The sequence below is a fragment of the Bacteroidia bacterium genome (assembly GCA_026932145.1).
Classification (GTDB): Bacteria; Bacteroidota; Bacteroidia; order J057; family JAIXKT01; genus JAIXKT01.
In genome coordinates this window covers 176,253-196,301 of record JAIXKT010000021.1, presented here as the reverse complement: position 1 = coordinate 196,301, position 20,049 = coordinate 176,253, and the positions used below count along the sequence as shown (strand labels likewise).

Genomic DNA, 20,049 nt, shown 5'->3' with positions numbered 1-20,049 from the left:
GCTTGCCAAAACAGCATTAGAGAAAAAAGTAGAATCCATAGAAGGTGAATTTAAAGAATCTTTAAATTATGCCCAAAGAATCCAGCGGACTTTATTGCCAACAGTAGAGGAAATTCAGGCACTTTTCCCAAAATCGTATCAAGCGGATGTGCTCTTTCAGCCCAAAGACGTAGTTAGTGGAGATTTTTACTGGGGAACTAAGGTCCATAATAGAACCATCTTTTTTGTGGGAGATGCCACCGGGCACGGAGTATCCGGCTCTTTTATAACCATTCTGGCTACCAATATCTTAGAAAACTTAGCTAAGGAAAAAATGGTTATTCTGCCGGATTTATTGCTCGAAGAACTGCATAAACAACTGCAAATCAAGTTACGCCAAACCGACGAGTCTTCAGAGCGATCTGTTTTAGATTCCTTAGAAGGCTACGCAGTGCTAATAGAAGAAGACAAAGTAACGATAGCTTCTGCCATGCGCCCCATAATTGTTGTTGGTGAAAATGGTTTACAAAACATAGCCGGCACCAGAAAAACAATTGGCGGAAAGCAATTTATGGGGGACGAATACTTTACATCTCACACCATCACGTTAAATTCCGGAGAAGCTATTTATCTGTATTCAGACGGCATTGAAAGCCAAATCGGCGGATATGACGGCCAACAAAAATTTGGAAAATCACAAGTAATAGAGCTAATATCCCAAGCCCATGAACTACCTTTTTCCAAACGTTCGCGAGGTATCTTTAAGAAAATCCAAGACTGGAAAGGCTTCTTTGCAGAGCAAAGTGATGACATCGTATTTGCAGTCATCGAAAAACAATAAATCAGTAACTTAATAAAAACTAAATTTTAATTATGATGGGGCTGAGAAATTAACTTTTCTCAGCCCCATTGTTTTATTGCTATCATTAAATTAATTAACTTTGCCCTCTGTGGTAATACCTTTTTTGCCTTTACAATGTAGGCAACCTAACCTTTGGGGTTGCGAACTAACGTTACAATCTTTAAGTTCCTGCTATGCACCGATAAAGGTATGCTGTTAAATTACATCATATCCTTGTCTATCAAGAATAAATTTTTGGTAGGTATTTTGACCTTAGTTCTAATTATCTATGGGGTTTACGAAGTTACTCAGCTACCCATAGACGCTGTTCCTGATATTACGAACAATCAGGTACAAGTTATTACAGTTGCTCCGGCTTATGGGGCCGGTGATATTGAGAGATTTGTAACTTTTCCGATAGAGCAGGTTTGTAGCAATATCCCTGGAATTGAAGAAATCAGGAGTTTTTCTCGTTTTGGGCTTTCACTATTAACAATTGTTTTTGATGATAAGGTTGATATTTACTGGGCTCGGCAGCAGGTAAGTGAGCGTCTTCAGCAGGTTCAGTCTCAAATTCCGCAGGATATAGGTAAGCCGGAATTAGGCCCCGTTACTACCGGGCTCGGGGAAATCTATCAATATATTGTTCGCCCAAAGGCCGGCTACGAAAACCGGTATTCCGCAACCGACTTACGAACCATACAAGATTGGATAATTAGAAGACAACTGCTTGGTTTAAAGGGTGTAGCAGATATTAGCAGCTTTGGGGGAAAACTAAAACAATATGAAATAGCCATTAACCCGGGCAAGTTGCAGGCATTTCAGCTAACAATTCCGGATATTATTACGGCGGTAGAAAAGAACAACCAAAATACCGGAGGAGCTTATATTGAAAAAGCGAACACCGCACTATTTATCAGAAGTGAAGGTCTCATAAACTCCAAAGAAGAGATAGAAAACATTTTGGTCAAAAAAACCACCGAAAGTGGCGCACCGGTGTTAATCAAGCATATTGCCTCTGTAAAAATTGGTCATGCCGTCCGATACGGTGCGATGTGCTATGACGATAAGGGTGAAGTTACCGGCGCCGTTGTGATGATGCTGAAAGGTGCTAATAGTAATGAAGTTATCAAGATTGTAAAGAATAAAATTGAGGCTATCCAAAAAAGTTTACCGGAAGGCGTAGTAATTGAACCTTTTTTGGATAGAACCAAAATGGTGAATAACGCCATTCACACGGTAACGACCAATTTATTAGAAGGTGCTTTGATTGTGGTTTTTGTCTTAGTGCTGTTTTTAGGCAACCTCCGTGCCAGTATGCTGGTAGCTTCGGTAATCCCGTTATCTATGCTGATAGCCATCATTTTGATGAATTTTTTTGGAGTGAGTGGTAACCTAATGAGTTTGGGAGCGTTAGACTTTGGGCTAATTGTTGATGGAGCTGTGATTATTGTAGAAGCTGTAATGCACCGGCTGAGCCATAGCAAACTCTTTCGTAAAATCCATAAAATATCACAAACAGAAATGGACTCGGAGGTAAATACCGCAGCCTCCGGCATGATGAATAGTGCTGTCTTTGGGCAAATTATCATTCTGGTGGTATATCTACCCATCTTTACCCTGAAAGGAATTGAAGGAAAAATGTTTCAGCCGATGGCGCAAGCAGTAGCTTTCGCTTTGATAGGAGCTTTTTTACTTTCTCTCACCTATATCCCCATGATGAGTGCCGTTTTTTTAAGCAAAAAAATTCAGCACGATAATTTCTCCGATAAATGGATTAAAAAACTCACCAAAATATACCAAAGATTTCTTTTTAAGGCACTTAGATTTCCCAAAACAATCCTAATCAGTTTGAGTTTATTATTGGTAAGTGCGTTGATTATTTTATCATTTTTAGGTGGTGAATTTATCCCTGTGCTGGAAGAGGGTGATTTTGCTATTGAATCACGTGTATTGACGGGTAGCAATTTAAAAACTACCATAGAATATACCCAAAAGATGGCCGGCATTTTAAAAGGACAGTTTCCGGAAGTAGAAAAAATAGTTACCAAAATTGGGAGCGGGGAAATCCCAACCGACCCAATGCCTATGGAATTAGGCGATATGATTGTCATTCTAAAAAACAAAAAAGAATGGACCTCAGCCAAGACCTTTCCGGAATTAGCTGAGAAAATGAGTAAGGCTTTGGAGGCCGTTCCGGGGATTGCAACCGGATTTATGTTTCCGGTTCAGATGCGCTTCAATGAGCTGATGACCGGCGCAAGGCAAGATGTAGTCTGCAAAATTTTTGGCGAAAACTTAGATACCTTAACCAAATATGCAGATAAATTAGGGACTATAGTTAAAACCGTTGAAGGGGCACAAGATATTTATATTGAGCCGATTACCGGAGTTCCCCAAATTGTTATAGACTATAATCGAGCCATTATCGCGCAGTATAATCTGAATATTGAAGATATTAACAAAATCATCAAGACTGCCTTTGCCGGCCAGATTACCGGTACTGTGTTTGAAGAAGAGCGTCGTTTTGACCTCGTGGTGCGCTTAGATGCCTCTTTCAGAAGCAATGTAGCCGATATTCAAAATTTACTGATTCCAATTTCCGCTACCAGCCAAATTCCGTTGTATCAATTAGCTGATGTTCAGGTAAAATCAGGCCCTAATCAAATACAACGCGAAAACACCCAACGAAGAATTGTTGTAGGTTTTAATGTACGCGGAAGAGATGTCCAGAGTATTGTAGAAGAGCTTCAACAAAAAGTGGAAAGTCAAATTCGTTTTCCGGCTGGTTATCATGTTACGTATGGCGGTTCTTTTGAAAATTTACAGGAAGCTCAAAAAAGATTATCTATTGCTGTACCGGTTTCTTTATTACTGATTTTTATGATTTTATACTTTGCTTTTCATTCTTTTAAGCAAGGAATATTGATTTACACCGCCATACCGTTATCTGCTATTGGTGGTATTTATTCGTTAGCCTTACGGGGTATGCCTTTCAGTATCAGTGCCGGAATTGGATTTATTGCGCTCTTTGGGGTAGCTGTTTTGAACGGGATTGTATTGATAGCAGAGTTTAATAAGCTGAAAAAAAGTGGTTTACAGAATATTTATCGAATAGTTGTTGTTGGTACGTCGTTACGGATACGTCCGGTTTTGATGACGGCTTGTGTAGCTTCGCTGGGTTTTTTACCTATGGCGTTGAGCAACGGTGCGGGTGCTGAGGTTCAACGGCCTCTTGCTACAGTCGTTATCGGCGGACTTGTGGTAGCTACTTTTCTGACCCTTTTTGTTTTACCTATTTTATATGTCCTTTCAGAAAGGAAAACATCCGTACACATTCCGCCTAAGGCCGCATTATTGATGCTTTTCGGATTTTTCGTTTTTCCTGCATTTTCGCAGCAGATTACCTTGCCGGAAGCCATTCAGATGGCTATTTCCCAAAACCAAGTTATCCAAAAACAGGGACTGCAAACAGAATACCATAAACAACTTACAAAATCTGCCGTAAACCTTCCGCAAACAGAGTTATCCGGAGAATTTGGGCAAGTTAACAGCATCTTTTTCGATACCCGACTGAACGTTTCACAGTCATTTAACAACCCGGCTTACTATCACTATTACTCCCAACAATTAAAATCCGAATACTTAGCGGCATCTTTGGGCTATAAAATAACCCAAGCCAAAGTCATTCAATTAGTTTCTGAGCAGTTTTACCACATATTGATACTGAAAGAGAAGAAAAAAGTGATCCAAAAATGTGATAGTTTGTTTTCAATATTTACCGAAAAAGCTACGCTGCGGTTTAACACTGGAGAAACAAACTTACTGGAAAAAATATTTGCAGAAACTCAATATGCAAAAGTTAAAATACAGCTTCAACAAATTGATGCAGATTTAGAAACAAGTAACCTTCAATTTCAACTACTACTCAATTCAGATAAGCTCTTGGAGCCTACTGATACCTCATTAATGATTCCATTTGCTAATAATGAATTAGATTCAGCCAATTTAGATTCACATTTGACGTTGCAGTTTTCAGAACAAACTATGAATACCAGCCAAAAAGGTTATTTAGTAGAAAAATCAAAATTATTTCCCAATTTGACCGTAGGTTATTTTAACCAGAGTTTACGCGGCATGGGTGCAGACGACCGTTTATACAACGCCTCTACCCGTTTTCATGGATTCCAAGTAGGCGTAGCCTTCCCGCTATTCAGAACGGCTGTAAAAGCACACATAAAAGCTGCCAAAACCCAAGTACTAATAAGTGAAAATGAACTATTTACCCAGAAAAAAATATTAAATACGGAGTTTCGAAACGCCAAAAAACAATATCAAACTAATCTGGAAATAGCACGATATTATAAAAAAACACAGCTTCCGAACATGAGCCAAATCCTGAATACCGCAAGCCAACAATATTCAGCCGGCGAAATTGATTATTTACAATGGGTTATATTAGCCAACCAAGCCTTTCAAATTCAATATGATTATTTAGAAATAATCGAAAAATTAAACCAAAGCATTTCAGAAATTCATTATTTAATTACAAAATGAACTTTTTTCGCCTCTTAGCTATCGGACTAATCATAACCTCCTGCGGAAAAGAGAATAATGATTCTACTCAGCAAAAGCCTGCGCTATCCCAAAATACTGTTATGCTTACGGATTCCCAGTCCAAAACTTTCTCGATAACCACAAATCTTCCCGAAAATAGAAAAATATCAAAGGTGATTAAGGTTACCGGAAAAGTTGATGTCTCTCCCCAAAAACTGGTTTCAATAAGCGTTCCTTTGGGCGGATACCTAAAATCTATCTCATTATTTCCCGGCGCTCACGTAAAAAAAGGAGAAATAATCGCAACCTTAGAAGATGTTCAATACATTCAACTGCAACAAGATTATTTAATCACCAAAGCTAAATTAGAGCTTGCTGACGCAGAATATAAAAGGCAAAAAGGCCTGAACGAAAATAAAGCAAGTAGTGATAAGATTTTACAGCAAGCCAAAGCGGAATACCAATCTTTAAGGATAACTTTGTATGCTTTGGCAGAAAAGCTGAGGCTACTCCAGATTAACCCTCAAAGCCTTGACGAGCAAAATATCTCCCGTAGTATTGTACTGCGTGCCCCTTTCAACGCCCTCGTATCCAAAGTGAGTGTTAATGCCGGAAAATACGTTAGCCCCTCAGACATTTTATTTGAGCTGATAGACCCCAACGATATACACCTGAATATCAGTGTTTTTGAAAAAGATTTATTGCAAATCTCAGCCGGGCAAAAACTGATAGCTTATTCCAACAGCAATCCGAATAAAAAATATTCCTGTAAGATTATGCTGATAAATCGCAGCATTTCATCAGACCAAACTGCTGAAGTCCATGCATTATTTGATAGCTATTCAGAAGATTTAGTTCCCGGAATGTATATGAATGCCGATATTTTATTACAAGACAAAGATGCCTATGTAGTACCGGAGCGCGCCGTAGTCTCTTTTGAAAGTAAAAATTATGTATTTGTGGAAAAACAAAAACTAACCTTTGAAATGACCGAGGTAACCACCGGAGAAACCGAAAACGGCTGGATAGAAATCACCAACCCACAAATGACAAGCAAAAAAATAGTTTGGGAAGGTGCTTATACACTACTAATGACCCTTAAAAACACCGCTACAGAAGAATAAAGTAGCCTACAAGTAAATTCAACCCTAAATGATAAAATCTTTTTTGAGGCGGATTAAAATAGATTTTATCAACAGTGCCCTAAATCAACATTCTAAACAACCTCTAAAATATTGATTTTAAATAGATTAAACATAATAAATCAGCAGTATAGGTTGTTTTTACAAATATTTAATTTTCAATACGCTATAAGCTATTTAGAATTCTTATTGTTAGTGAAGGATTATTTATATAAAAAATTAGCATTAATTAAAATTGTTGTATTTTTGCAGGCTCGGAACAGTCTATAAAAATAGTATATTAATAAGACAAATATTTATAGCTGATTACAATTTTTGAATAATATGAAAAACCTTCGTTTAAGGCACATTGGGGTGATGATCTTGGTGCTAAAGTTACTGTTAGTTGTGTATATGTTGGCCAAAATACTACCTCAGGCATTAGACCCCAGTTTTTCGTTTGACACCAGTTTCTACTGGTTTGTGCTGGCCGGAATAATAGCCCAGACGATAGATGCTACCTTAGGGATGGGTTATGGTGTAAGTTGCTCAACATTATTATTATCTTTAGGCATTCCGCCGAGGGTTGCAACCGCTTCGGTACATACTTCGGCTGTTTTTACTGCCGGTGTTTCCGGTTTAGCACATTTACGATTTAATAATATTGATAAGCAGCTATTTGTTAGGCTTGTTTTTACCGGAGTTTTAGGTGCCGTTGCGGGAGCATACCTGATTTCTAATGTTATTGATGGCCACATTATTAAACCCTATATTTCCGGCTACCTTTTAATATTAGGCTGTGTGATTGTGTATAAAGGTTCTCAAAAGAAAGCACGTGAGAATAAAGAAGTAAAACGAGCCGAATTATTAGCTTTGGTTGGCGGTTTTTTAGACGCTATTGGCGGCGGAGGCTGGGGACCTATCGTTACCTCTAACATTATCAATCAGGGCAAAAACCCCAGACACGCCATTGGCACAGTTAATACAGCCGAATTTTTTGTCGCCTTCTTCGGAACCGGAATATTTTTATTTTTTGTGGGTATTGATAGTTGGCAAGTTATCTTAGGGCTAATGCTTGGAGGTGTCCTTGCAGCACCAATTGGCGCATTCCTGACCAGCAAAACAGATAAACTAAAAAAAGAAACAATGATGATTGTTGTCGGAAGTTTTATCATCCTAATCTCCGCTTATACAATTTACAAATCACTTCATTAAATTAATGAAACTAAGTAACTTGTATTATTTTTCAGTACAGATAAGTTATGAAACTTTACAGAATAAGAGATTAAAAAAAACAGTAAACTAAAGTTACAAATTAATTTTTTTAGAAATTTACAAAATGTATCAAACAGCAGCAGTTTTTGTTGAAGATTGGCAAAAAGAGCGAGAAGAAACCGCTAAGTTATTTAAGTGCCTAACTAATAGTTCATTACACACACACATTTCGGGATATAACAAGACAGCAGGAAAACTTGCTTGGCATATCACGCAAACCCTAACGGAGTTAGGCTCCAAACTACAGATTTTCTCAACGGATGCCTTAGAGGGCGTAAAATGCCCTGCCACTGTTGATGAAATGGTCTCTATTTATCAACAATTTTCAGAAAAAATAGCAACAATCGTATCCGGCTGGGATACTGCATTTTTACATGAAGAAATAGCAATTTATGGCATGAAAGCTACCCGAAGCCAGTGCTTAGTAATGATGGTAAAACACGAAATACACCACCGCGCCCAATTAACCGTGTTGATTCGGCAGCTTGGCCTAAAACCTATCGGCATCTATGGCCCTACCGAAGAAGAATGGGCAAACTACAAACAAAATCCACCAGAATAACTTCCCCAAAATATTAAACTGTGATTATCAAGGCACAAATAATTCACAATATCTTATTTAAACAGAATAAGTGCCTCTGGAAATATTAACGTAAAGAATACGATACAAGATACAACAAAGCAGTAATTTCGCAGGCATATTAGAAATGCAATGAAATCGTTGCAGGATTTGCTTTATCGGGTTCCTATTATTGAAGTGTTTGGTTCTACCAACCAGCAGGTTTCCCAGATTTGCCAAGATTCTCGATTAGTGCACCCAAAAGACGTATTTGTAGCTGTTAAGGGAGAACATACTGACGGGCATCAACATATTAGCGCTGCATTAAACGCCGGAGCATCTGTTATCGTTTGTGAACATATTCCGGCTGATATTCTTCCAGAGATTACCTACGTACGTGTATCTGACTCCGCCCGAAGCTTAGCTGTTTTAGCTGCCAACTTTTATGAAAATCCAGCCCAAAAACTAAAAATCATCGGCGTTACCGGAACCAACGGCAAAACAACCGTTGCCACAATACTCCACCAATTGATGCTTGAACTCGGTGTTGGAGCAGGGCTTATCTCAACTGTTTGTATCAAAATCAATGAGCAGAAATTGCCGGCTTCCCACACAACACCGGATGCCTTGCAGTTGCATTACTATTTCAATGAAATGCTAATTGCCGGCTGTAGTTATTGTTTTATGGAAGTAAGCTCTCATGCCTTAGTGCAACAACGGACTGCCGGAATACCGTTTACCGGAGCATTATTCACAAACATCACGCATGACCACTTAGATTACCACCAAACTTTTCAACAATACATTGGAGCTAAACAGCTTTTATTTAATGGGTTAAGCAAAGGCTCTTTTGCTATCACAAATATTGATGATAAAAACGGGCTGATAATGGTTCAGAATACCGGTGCCAGAGTTTTAAAATATGCCTTGCACCGTCCAGCTGATTACACCGCCAAAATCATTGAAAAACTATTGCATGGATTGCATCTGTATTTAGATGGCAAAGACTCTTGGTTTAAACTAACCGGAACTTTTAACGCTTACAATTTACTGTGTGCTTATGCAACTGCTTGTGAATTAGGATTTAATAAAGATGAAATATTATTGGGATTAAGTAAAGTAACGGGAGCACCCGGTAGATTTCAGATACATATCTCGCCAAACAACCGCATCGGAATTGTAGATTATGCGCACACGCCAGACGCATTACAAAATGTTTTGGAAACCATCAAAGAACTGAATCATCATAGCGGTAAAATTATCGTAGTTGTGGGCTGCGGTGGCGATAGAGACAACGAAAAACGCCCTAAGATGGGTAAAATAGCCTCTTATTTTGCTGATTTAGCGATATTTACCTCAGATAACCCCCGTAGCGAACCCGCCGACAAAATCCTCCAAATGATGCTAACCGGTGTTCCGTATGCACAAAAAAGCAAAGTTCAGCTTATCGAAAACAGAAAATCAGCTATCGAAACAGCCGTAACTCTCGCAGAACCAAACGACATCATCTTAGTAGCCGGAAAAGGCCATGAAACCTACCAAGAAATTCAAGGAACAAAATATCCATTTGATGACTTTAAAATTATCCAAGAAATACTCAAATAATGCTGTATTATCTCTTAGACTGGCTGCGAGAAACTTATGACCCGGTGGGCTTCGGCGTATTTCAATACCTAACATTTAGGTCTGTCTTAGCTGCCATATTTTCACTGCTTCTTTCCTTATTAGTTGGGAAAAAAATCATTCTTTTTTTAAAGAAAAAGCTAATTGGGGAGCAAATTCGCTCCGAAGGCCCTCAAAGCCATAAACCAAAGGCCGGAACGCCCACTATGGGGGGAATCATCCTCATAATTGCCATCGTTATTCCCACATTACTGTGGGCGGATATTCAAAATGCCTACATCGTTGTTATCCTAACCGCTACTCTGTGGATGGGGATTGTGGGTTTTACCGATGATTATATCAAGGTTTTTTTGAAAAATAAAGATGGCCTTAAAGCCAAATTTAAGCTAATGGGTCAGATACTTTTAGGGCTAATCGTGGGAGTAGTGATGGTAACGCACCCTGATTTCCGATCCTCTAAAATCAGAATACGTTCTGACAACACCATAAAACCAAACTTATACCTCAAAAAAATCGGATTTCAGAAAAATGATAAACTGATTAAAGTGGACGGCGAAGATTTTCATGCTGAAAAATATATCCAATCAAAACAAAATTTTATTTTTTGGGAATATACTTTGGAACGAAATAACGGTCAAAGTATCCCTATTTTAAAAACAATTTCAGTACCGACTGAAGAGCGTGCCCGAACTGCTGCCGAACTGTTTGGAAGTAAAGACGAGACTTTTATGACCGAAACAAGTGTTCCTTTTTTTAAAAACTTTTCTTTTAACTATACTTATTTTGCTTTTTGGGAAAATGAACCCGGTTGGGGAACAAAAATAATTTACATTTTAGTAGCTATTTTTATTATTACGGCAGTTTCTAACGGTGCTAATATCACTGACGGTTTAGATGGTTTAGCCGCAGGCGTTACAGCCATCGTTACTGTAATACTGGGAATATTTGCCTATTGTTCCGGTAATGCCGTGATAGCCAGCTATTTGAATATTGCTTTTATTCCCCAAAGTGGTGAACTTTTAGTATTTACAGCTGCCATGATAGGCGCTTGTGTCGGCTTTTTATGGTATAACGCTTATCCGGCACAGATTTTTATGGGAGATACCGGCAGTTTAGCATTAGGATCTGCCGTTGCTGTACTCGCTCTGATGGTAAAAAAAGAACTCCTATTGCCCCTAATCTGCGGAGTCTATTTTGTTGAAAATCTATCCGTTATGCTTCAAGTTGCTTATTTTAAATATACAAAAAAGAAATACGGCGTAGGAAAACGAATCCTCAAAATGTCCCCCCTGCATCACCACTTTGAGTTAGAAGGAATGCATGAATCTAAAATCGTAACCCGATTTTGGATTATCACAATCATTCTCGGAATATTAACTTTTGCTACCCTCAAGCTACGATAGTTTCATAAAGCATTTACTATAATGCAATTCCAAAATATCTCCGAAGTAACAAATTATTTATACAACAAGTTACCCTACTTTTCTCGGGACGGTAAAGCCGCCTATAAAACAGACATCGGTAATATCACCGCACTGTGTAGCGCATTGGGAAATCCTCATACAAAATTTAAAACCATTCACATCGCCGGAACAAACGGAAAAGGATCTACATCACACCTGCTTGCAGCTATACTCCAAAGTACAAACTGCTTTAAAGTTGGGCTTTACACCTCTCCTCACCTACTTCGGTTCACTGAGCGCATCAAAATTAACGGCTGTGAAATACCAGAAAATTATGTAATTAATTTTTTATCAAATAATTACAGCTTAATTGAAAAAATCAACCCCAGTTTTTTTGAAGTTACCGTTGCCTTAGCTTTTAGCTGGTTTGCTGACCAAAAAGTAGCTATTGCAGTTATCGAAGTTGGATTAGGCGGGCGGTTAGATTCCACCAATATCATTACTCCATTGCTTTCTATCATCACCAATATTTCTTGGGATCATCAAGATTTACTGGGTAATACCTTAGCTCAAATTGCATTTGAGAAAGCCGGAATTATAAAACCTCATGTTCCTTGTGTTATCGGAGAAAACCAACCGGAATCAATGCCGGTTTTTGAGAAAGTTGCATACGAAGTAATGGCCCCATTAGTTGACGCACAAAGTATTGGGGAAGTAATTTATTGCGATCCAGATTGGATTTGGAAGCCGATAAACCAAGCAGAAGTTAGATTTTCTGCTTCCTTAAAAGGTTATTATCAGCGTTATAATTTTCGTACGGTGTTAGCTGCCGTAAAAACGCTGCAAAATATTGGCTTCACTATACCGAATTTTGCAATCTGGGATGGAATGGCCAATGTTAATACACTGACGGGATTACGCGGCAGATGGGATCAAATTTACACTAACCCAACAGTAATCATAGATGTTGGCCACAATAAAGCCGGTATCTTAGAAATTATCGCACAAATGAACCATTTGACTGCCGTTAAAAACTGGCATATCGTTTGGGGAATGGTGGGAGACAAAGAAGTGCTGCCTGTATTAGAACAATTACCTAAAAACGCCGCTTATTACTGGTGTGCAGCACAATCTCACAGGAGCCTTCCGGTCAGTAAATTGGTAGAGATAACAGGCCGGTTAAATCTAAGTGGTAAAGGGTTTCAATCCGTTGCAGAAGCATTGCAAGTTGCTATGCAGCAATCACTTCCTAATGATGTTGTCTTAGTAACCGGAAGCACCTTTGTTGTTTCAGAAGCATTAACCTTTATTGAAGCCCAAAAATAGTTCGTTATTCAGCAAAAAACAGCTTCAATAATAAGTAGGCAAGTAAAAAGTGGGTTTCTGTGATTAATTTTGCGCCGTAATGTCCCGATTTTTAATAGTAGGTTTAGGAAATATTGGTGCAGAGTATGCAAAAACCCGCCACAATGTAGGTTTTATGGCTGTGGATATGTGGGTGCACCAACGCCAAGAGGCTTGGACACAAGATAAAGCCGCATACTCCGCTCAATTTACCTATCGAGGAAAAAGTGTAGTCGTGATTAAACCGGTTACTTATATGAATTTAAGTGGAAAAGCCGTGCAAACTCACCTAACACTTCACCGAATCCCAACAGAGCAATGTTTAATTATTGCAGATGACTTAGCTCTCCCCTTTGGTTCGATAAGGGTTCGCTCCAAAGGAAGCCACGCCGGCCATAATGGCTTCCGAAATATTCAAGAAGTATTACAAACAGAAAACTTCCCAAGACTTAGAATCGGCATTGGAGATAGTTTTTCTAAAGGAAAACAAACTGATTTTGTGTTAGGTGAATTTTCCAATTCGGAACAAAGTGATTTACAAACAACCATTTTACCTGCTTGTTGTGTAGCTATCGAAGATTTTATTTTTCGGGGAATTCAGGAAACGATGACCAGAGCCAATAAAAACCTGCTTACTAAATAAAACTACTGATGCGCACAGTACAGTTTAAACGAAAGGAAGTTGAAATAGATTGGATTTTAGTCTGTTTATATTCAATATTTGTGATTTTTGGCTGGCTAAATATCTATTCGGTATCTAAGCCCGTTGAAGGGGTTAGCTGGTTTAGTCTTGAAACTTATTACGGAAGGCAGCTGCTTTTTATTGCAGTATCAGCATTTGTTTCGTTGATTATTTTGGCTATTAAAACATCGCTTTTAAACACCCTCAGCTACTGGCTATATGGCATCACGATTTTATTGTTACTATTAGTAACTTTTACCGGTGAAACCGTACATGGTGCCAAGTCGTGGTTTATGGTTGGCGGTTTTGGCGTTCAGCCGTCAGAGTTTGCCAAAATCACCACTATTATGGCTTTAAGCCAATATATGTCTCATTATAGTTTTTCTTTGGATAAACCCTTACAACGAATAATTGCTATTGGGATTATTTTGCTACCGATGTTATTAACTGTTTTGCAGCATGATACCGGCAGCGCATTGGTTTTTACCAGCTTAATTTTTATTTTTTATCGGGAAGGGCTTTCGATTGGATATTTAATATTTGGTTTTTGGGCGATATTTTTTGCTGTTCTTTCTTTATTGGTAACTAAAATTTGGGTTTTAGGTGTATTGCTGTTTATGGTATTGGGCAGTTATTTCTTTTTAAATCAACGTAAAAATTTATGGTTGCACATTGCCGGATTTATTTTTTACGGAGTTTGGGTTATCGGGATAGATTGGGTTGTTGGGAATGTGCTTGAATCACATCAGCAAAGCCGGATTCAGGCATTAATTAACCCCAATAGTGACCCTCTTGGTGTTGGCTGGAACGTTACACAATCTAAAATAGCCATTGGATCTGGCGGAAGCTTAGGAAAAGGCTTTTTGAATGGCACCCAAACAAAATTTGACTTTGTGCCAGAACAACATACTGACTTTATTTTTTGCACCATCGGTGAAGAATATGGCTGGGTCGGTACTACGATTTTGATATTATTGTTTTTTGTGTTTTTATACCAAATTGTAAATATTGCAGAAACAGCCAAAACGAAATATGCTCGTATCTACGGCTATGGTGTAGCGTCTATTTTTCTGTATCATTATGCAATTAACATTGGTATGACCATTGGCTTGGCTCCGGTGATCGGGATTCCGTTACCTTTTTTTAGTTATGGTGGGTCTTCCATGATTTCTTTTTCTATAATGCTGGCTATCTTGCTGAATCATTATGCGAATCGCGTCAATATCTTAGAGTCATTCAGCTACTAAAATGATTTTTGCACTACGTCTTTAATTTTGGCCTTATAGAAAGTGTCCATGCTTGAATGGTTTGCCAGCGGGCTGTAATGGTTTCTAAGAGCAAGCATCCTGCGGCTATCCATATAAAATATTTCCAGAGGGGTGTTCCTTCTTGTTGCTGGCTTACGTATTCACGGATTTGGTCAGGTGAACCACCCATAACTCGAACCCCAGAAATACCGACATCCCGTAAAAAAGTAGTTAATTCATTAGAAGTTACGTTGGCTAACTTTGATTCACGGTCGCTGCTGTTAAATGATATTTTTTCTAACAAACTGTCTTTTAACCACAATTGGTAATTTCCCGGAACAAGTTGTAATTCATCAAAGCGTAAGTTAAGTGTCTGATTTTGGAAAAATTGTTGTGGAATCCATTCAGAACCGGCCTCATTTTTAATTTTAACAATATCTTCTCTTTTGAGTTGTAGTTTATGAGGTGCAGCTTCCCCCAACACATAGCTCAGTTGTGGGTGTGCCGTCTGGGTCATTAGCATCGAAAGCCGATGAATTATGGGTGCAAAAACGCTTTTAAGCGGAAAGTCATTGTAAATCAAGTCCGGAAAAGTAGTAAAGACAAAAACCTGACCATTCTGATATTTGATTTCTTGTAGCACAATCGCTGATAGGTTGGTTTGCAAGATAGTGCCTTGTATGCCTTCTTTGCCGGGTTCATATTGCCAAAGATGTGAAATTGTGGGGCTATCAAAAACAGATTTAGCAGTTGTTTTTTGAAAGATTCCCTCAAACACAGGATGTTGTAAATCAGGAGTTTTGATAGCTTGAGGTGATCCGTAGTGGACATTGGTGATAAATTTTCCGCCATGAACAGTCGCTAACAGTTGGTTTATTCCGGTGGGTTCTTGCTTCATCGGTGGGAAAATCAGCAATCCGCCACCGTTTTCCGTAAAAGAAACTAAGCGTTCCTGCACACCGGCAGAAAGTTCGGTTACACCGGCTAAAACGATTCCCTGCACTTGCTCCAAACTCTTTGTAGGCAGTTCTTTTTCTGAAATAAATTTAATTGAAAATTGTGGCAGTAAATGTTCATACACATAGCGCAGGTAGCGGGCATTTTCGTCGCCACCGGCAACAAACAAAATATTACCCCGTTCCGGCACCCAAAAAGAGGCATAACGGGTATTGTCAAACTCTATCGGGCTATCGTCTAAGGTTAATTTTGCCGAAATCCAGCCGGCTTGTGCCGGTGTAAATGACAAAACGGCTTTTTTCTGCTCATTTGCCTGAATAGACTCAGACGAAACCGCAGCCGCCTTTCCTGCCACCTCTAAGTGTAACGTTAAGTTCTGAATTTCTTGGTCAGAGTCATTATTTAAGGTAATATCCAAATCTATCGGCTTCCCTACTTCTAAAATTCTTTTATTTAGTTGAATATCAGAAATATAAACATTTGGGTTCTTCGTTTTGCCTAATGTAACATAGCTAACGGAAATATCGTTTGGAATTATTAGTGCTGTTTTGGTTGTATCACCCAGAATGGTAGAGCGCTGAAAGTCAGAAAAAAAATACACTTGCCGAACCGGATTCCGTGATGCAGCAAAGAGATCCGCTAAACGAGTTAAAATACTTAGATGACTGATGCCGGATTCTTGGTTGTTAATATCCTGAATTTGCTTAATTGCCTCATTCTGAGTAGTAAAAGTATTTTGAAAACGCAAATGAGATAGTACCTGAACCTGAAATTCATCTCCGGCAGGGTATGACTTAACCAACTCTGTAGCTAAATATTTAGCTTGTTGCAGTAAATTTCCGCCTGCATCGGAAGCCGTCATGCTATAGGAATCATCCACAATAACCACAATAGACCGACTTTGATTTAAGGCAGCAGTATCTTGTTGATTAACAATAACGGGGTTGGCAAATGCGACCACAACTGCCGCAATAGCTAATAAGCGAAAAAGCAATAGAAGATAACGCTGCAATGTTGTTCTGCGGATGATTCTGGTCTGAACCTCCCGAACAAGTGCTACATTACTAAATAGAACAGACTTAGGCTTCCAAAAATTAAAAAAGTGGACAATTATTGGAATTGCTAAGGCTAATAGTCCCCAAAAAGCTACGGAGTTAAAAAACAACATAGTTTACACAAAAACCATTAGAACTGTTGGCCGATAATGAACTGGAAGGGTTGTTTCGGAGCACCATAAGATTCATCAAAAGCGAAGCCGTAATCTACACCGAGTAAGCCAAATATGGGTAGGAATACACGAATTCCGAAACCTGCCGATCTACGTAAACTCGTTGGATTGTAGTTTTTAAAACCATTCCATGCGTTTCCGGCTTCTGCAAAAGCTAATAACCATACTGTGGCAGATTGCTCTAATGTCAATGGCTGGCGAATTTCAAGGGTAAATTTGTTGAATATATTAGCAGAAGTTGGGTCATAAAAGGTATTATAGCCACGCAACCCAACGAGTTCACGCCCAAAAAGACCGCCAAAACCCTGCCAACCTGCACCCCCCATAATAAACTGACCAAAAGGAGAAACACCCTTGCTCTTGTCATATAAGCCAATAAAGCCCGTCCGAAACTTAGCATTAATGACCATATTTTTATACAGTTTTAAGAACCAAGAAGCGTCAAACTTCCACTTATGAAATTCGGTTAGCCCTAAAGCTTTTTCTTTACCTTGTAATATCAGCCCCCAGGGAGGTGTAGCTTCTATTGATAAGGAAATTTGTGAACCACTTCTGGGATAAATGGGTGCATCTATGCTTGTACGGTCAAAAGTTTGGCGTAAAGAGAGTAAATTGTACTGTCCGTCTCCAGCTCCAATAAAGGCACCGGCATTTCGTAAACTAAAATTCTGGTAGTTAATTGAAGTATAGGAGCGAAAATAATCATCTGGAAATTTCAGCCGTCTTCCTAAATCAACGCTGGTTCCAAATATAGCCATTCTATAACCGGCTAATGTTGGCGATCGCTGCATAGAATAGTTAAAGGATACCCCAAAAGAGTTTGGCTTCTTACCGCCGAACCAAGGCTCCATAAATGAAATGCCATAATTCTGGAAATTCACGCCGTTTAGCTGAATACTCAAACTAAGCCGTTGGCCGTGCCCGGAGGGCAATGGCCGCCATTGGCCACGCTGAAACATCTTTTTCGTAGAAAAATTATTGAACGTAAGCCCGATAGTCCCAATAAAACCTCCTGCTAAAACATTTCCTAAGGTATCCCTGATTCTCCCCGTCCAGCCACCTTGAAATTGCAATTGGTCTGAAGGACGCTCTTCCACAACGTATTTCAAATCAACAAGTCCCTTGGTTGGGTCGGGAATTGGAATAACGTTCATTTTTTCTTGGTTAAAATAACCTAATGCTAACAATTCTCGCTGGCTACGAATAAGGTCTGAACGGCTGAATTTATCCCCCGGTAATGTTCTTAACTCCCTGATTATCACATAATCAGCCGTTTTGGTATTACCCTCTACATAAACTTTGTTAATTGTAGCCTGTGGGCCTTCGTAAACCTTAATTTCAATATCAATGGAATCACCTTCTACCAGTATCTCGGTAGGGTCTGCACGGAAAAACAAATATCCGTCATCTAAATACAACGAACTAATGTCTGTACCATTCGGGTCCATAGATAATTTTTTATCAAGCTGCGCTTGATTGTAAATATCTCCCCGCCTAATATTCAGTAGAGACAGCAAATAATCTGAATTATACTTATTATTTCCGATAAAAGTTATGTTTCGGAAATAATATTGTTTTCCTTCTAAGACGTTGATTTTTATATCTACTATTTTTTCATTTCGTTGAATTACGGTATCTGAAATGAGTTGTGCATCTCTGTAACCTCTTGAATTATAGAACGCTACTATTTTAGCTTTATCTTCATTAAAATTTCCTTTGATAAATTTTGAACGTGCCCAGATGCGATAAAAGCGTTTTTCTTTGGTATTTTTAAACCGTTTTTTTAACTTTCCATCATCTATATCGGTATTTCCGTCAATTTCTATATGCCCTACTTTAACTCTTGGGCCTTTATTAATAGCGATTTCAATATTAGCAGCATTAGTAGAGCCTGCTTCTGGCTTTTCAGTTATTTTAACAGCTACATTGTAGTACCCTTTTTCTTGGAAAAAGTTTTTGATAGTTCTGGTGGCGGTTCTTTTTTTGGGTTCTGTGAGAATCGTTCCGCGTATAAATTTAATTTTTTCCCGAAGATCATCTGCTTGGCTGCGCGTGATACCGGAAAAACTAAACCGAGAAATACGTGGCCGTTCTGATAACTTAATAATCAAAGATAAATCATCACCCTCTATTTTTCCAATATTAATTTGTATATCTGAAAAGATTTGCTGCTTCCAGAGTTTTTCAATAGCTTGAGCTACTTCCTGGCCGGGAATGGTAATTTTAGAACCGATAGTTAGCCCTGAAATTTGTATAATAGCTTGATTATCATTGTATTGATTGCCTTCAATAGATATATCGGTTAAAGTATATGTTTTTTCTGTATTTTGGGCAAGCAATTGGGTATTTGCCAAAGCCCAGGCTAAAAATATTAATACAAAATAGTTAAAAATGGTGTTCATTTTTTTGAGAGGAGATAAATTCGCCCGGATAATTGTTGTTGAGGGTATCATCGGTTAGCAATTTCAGGGTTTAAGTTGTTCACTGGTTTTTCCGAAACGGCGTTCTCTTTGCTGAAAGTCCAAAATAGCTTCAAATAGGTCTTTTCGGCGAAAATCTGGCCAGAGTTTTGGAGTAATGTATATTTCAGCATAAGCTATTTCCCAAAGTAAGAAATTACTGATTCTATATTCGCCACTGGTTCGGATTAAAAGTTCCGGATCTGGAAGAAAATGTGTTGATAACTGGCTGGAAATCAATTCTGTGGTAATATTTTCGGGAGTATATCTTCCGTTAGCTACTTCTTGGGCAATTCGCTTTAGGGAAGTTGTAATATCTTGCCGTGCGCCATAGCTCAGCGCAAGCGTTAGTGTTAATTTGTTATAGGATGCTGTTTGCTCCATAACTTCTGTAAGTTCTTGCTGGCATTTTGGGGGTAAATCTGCGATATTCCCGATGCTTCGCAGGCGCACTTGGTTTTCGTGGAAGGTTTTATGCTCTTTGCGGAGGCTTGATACTAAGAGTTCCATTAGTGCATTCACTTCATATTTGGGGCGGCTCCAATTTTCGGTAGAAAAAGCAAACAACGTAAGGTATGGAACTCCTGCTTCGATAGCACCTTCTATAACATCACGTACAGCCGTTAAGGCTGCGTTATGCCCAAAAGCACGGATATTTCCTAATTTTTTTGCCCAGCGACCGTTCCCATCCATGATAATAGCAATATGTCTGGGCACTTTGTCAGCGCGGATTCCCAACGGCAGATGACTCATGGGCAATAATAGATCAGGCTG

Annotated in this window: 13 protein-coding genes; 10 read left to right on the top strand and 3 right to left on the bottom strand. The window is 38.8% G+C overall.

Annotated features, from left to right (window positions below; genetic code table 11):
* The 10 genes from LC115_06375 to rodA all read left to right on the top strand — a co-directional run.
* The coding region (locus tag LC115_06375) for a serine/threonine-protein phosphatase (protein ID MCZ2356301.1) at window positions 1-820 on the top strand (820 nt) is incomplete at its 5' end.
* Between the two features lie 213 nt (window positions 821-1,033).
* Entirely contained in the window at window positions 1,034-5,377 is a 4,344-nt protein-coding gene (locus tag LC115_06370; protein MCZ2356300.1) for a CusA/CzcA family heavy metal efflux RND transporter, read from the top strand.
* Window positions 5,374-6,501, top strand: coding sequence for an efflux RND transporter periplasmic adaptor subunit (locus tag LC115_06365; GenBank protein ID MCZ2356299.1), 1,128 nt, complete (start codon window positions 5,374-5,376; stop codon window positions 6,499-6,501). The genes LC115_06370 and LC115_06365 overlap by 4 nt, the downstream gene beginning before the upstream one ends.
* 342 nt (window positions 6,502-6,843) lie before the next feature.
* Window positions 6,844-7,713 carry a sulfite exporter TauE/SafE family protein gene (locus LC115_06360; GenBank protein MCZ2356298.1) on the top strand — a complete coding sequence of 290 codons (870 nt, stop codon included), beginning with the start codon at window positions 6,844-6,846 and terminating at the stop codon, window positions 7,711-7,713.
* Window positions 7,714-7,837: 124 nt separating this feature from the next.
* Window positions 7,838-8,335, top strand: a complete 498-nt coding sequence (locus LC115_06355) for a DinB family protein (protein ID MCZ2356297.1) — start codon at window positions 7,838-7,840, stop codon at window positions 8,333-8,335.
* Window positions 8,336-8,485: 150 nt separating this feature from the next.
* Entirely contained in the window at window positions 8,486-9,937 is a 1,452-nt protein-coding gene (locus tag LC115_06350) for a UDP-N-acetylmuramoyl-L-alanyl-D-glutamate--2,6-diaminopimelate ligase (GenBank protein ID MCZ2356296.1), read from the top strand.
* A complete protein-coding gene (gene mraY, locus LC115_06345) occupies window positions 9,937-11,358 on the top strand; it encodes a phospho-N-acetylmuramoyl-pentapeptide-transferase (protein ID MCZ2356295.1) in 1,422 nt (473 codons plus the stop codon). Before LC115_06350 ends, mraY begins: the two co-directional genes overlap by 1 nt.
* 21 nt (window positions 11,359-11,379) lie before the next feature.
* A complete protein-coding gene (locus LC115_06340; protein MCZ2356294.1) occupies window positions 11,380-12,684 on the top strand; it encodes a bifunctional folylpolyglutamate synthase/dihydrofolate synthase in 1,305 nt (434 codons plus the stop codon).
* Window positions 12,685-12,763: 79 nt separating this feature from the next.
* Window positions 12,764-13,345, top strand: a complete 582-nt coding sequence (gene pth / locus LC115_06335) for an aminoacyl-tRNA hydrolase (protein MCZ2356293.1) — start codon at window positions 12,764-12,766, stop codon at window positions 13,343-13,345.
* Window positions 13,346-13,353: 8 nt separating this feature from the next.
* Window positions 13,354-14,631 (top strand): rod shape-determining protein RodA, encoded by a 1,278-nt coding sequence (rodA, locus tag LC115_06330; protein ID MCZ2356292.1) that lies wholly within the window; start codon window positions 13,354-13,356, stop codon window positions 14,629-14,631.
* A 13-nt stretch (window positions 14,632-14,644) separates the two neighbouring features.
* On the opposite strand, the gene LC115_06325 is transcribed toward rodA, so the two are convergent.
* Genes LC115_06325 through LC115_06315 form a run of 3 tightly spaced genes read right to left on the bottom strand, consistent with a single transcriptional unit; the run spans window position 14,645 to window position 20,028 of the window.
* Window positions 14,645-16,756, bottom strand: coding sequence for a BatA and WFA domain-containing protein (locus LC115_06325; GenBank protein ID MCZ2356291.1), 2,112 nt, complete (start codon window positions 16,754-16,756; stop codon window positions 14,645-14,647).
* A gap of 17 nt (window positions 16,757-16,773) precedes the next feature.
* Window positions 16,774-19,269 (bottom strand): outer membrane protein assembly factor BamA, encoded by a 2,496-nt coding sequence (gene bamA, locus LC115_06320; GenBank protein MCZ2356290.1) that lies wholly within the window; start codon window positions 19,267-19,269, stop codon window positions 16,774-16,776.
* A gap of 12 nt (window positions 19,270-19,281) precedes the next feature.
* A complete protein-coding gene (locus LC115_06315) occupies window positions 19,282-20,028 on the bottom strand; it encodes an isoprenyl transferase (protein ID MCZ2356289.1) in 747 nt (248 codons plus the stop codon).
* Between the last annotated feature and the right edge of the window lie 21 nt (window positions 20,029-20,049).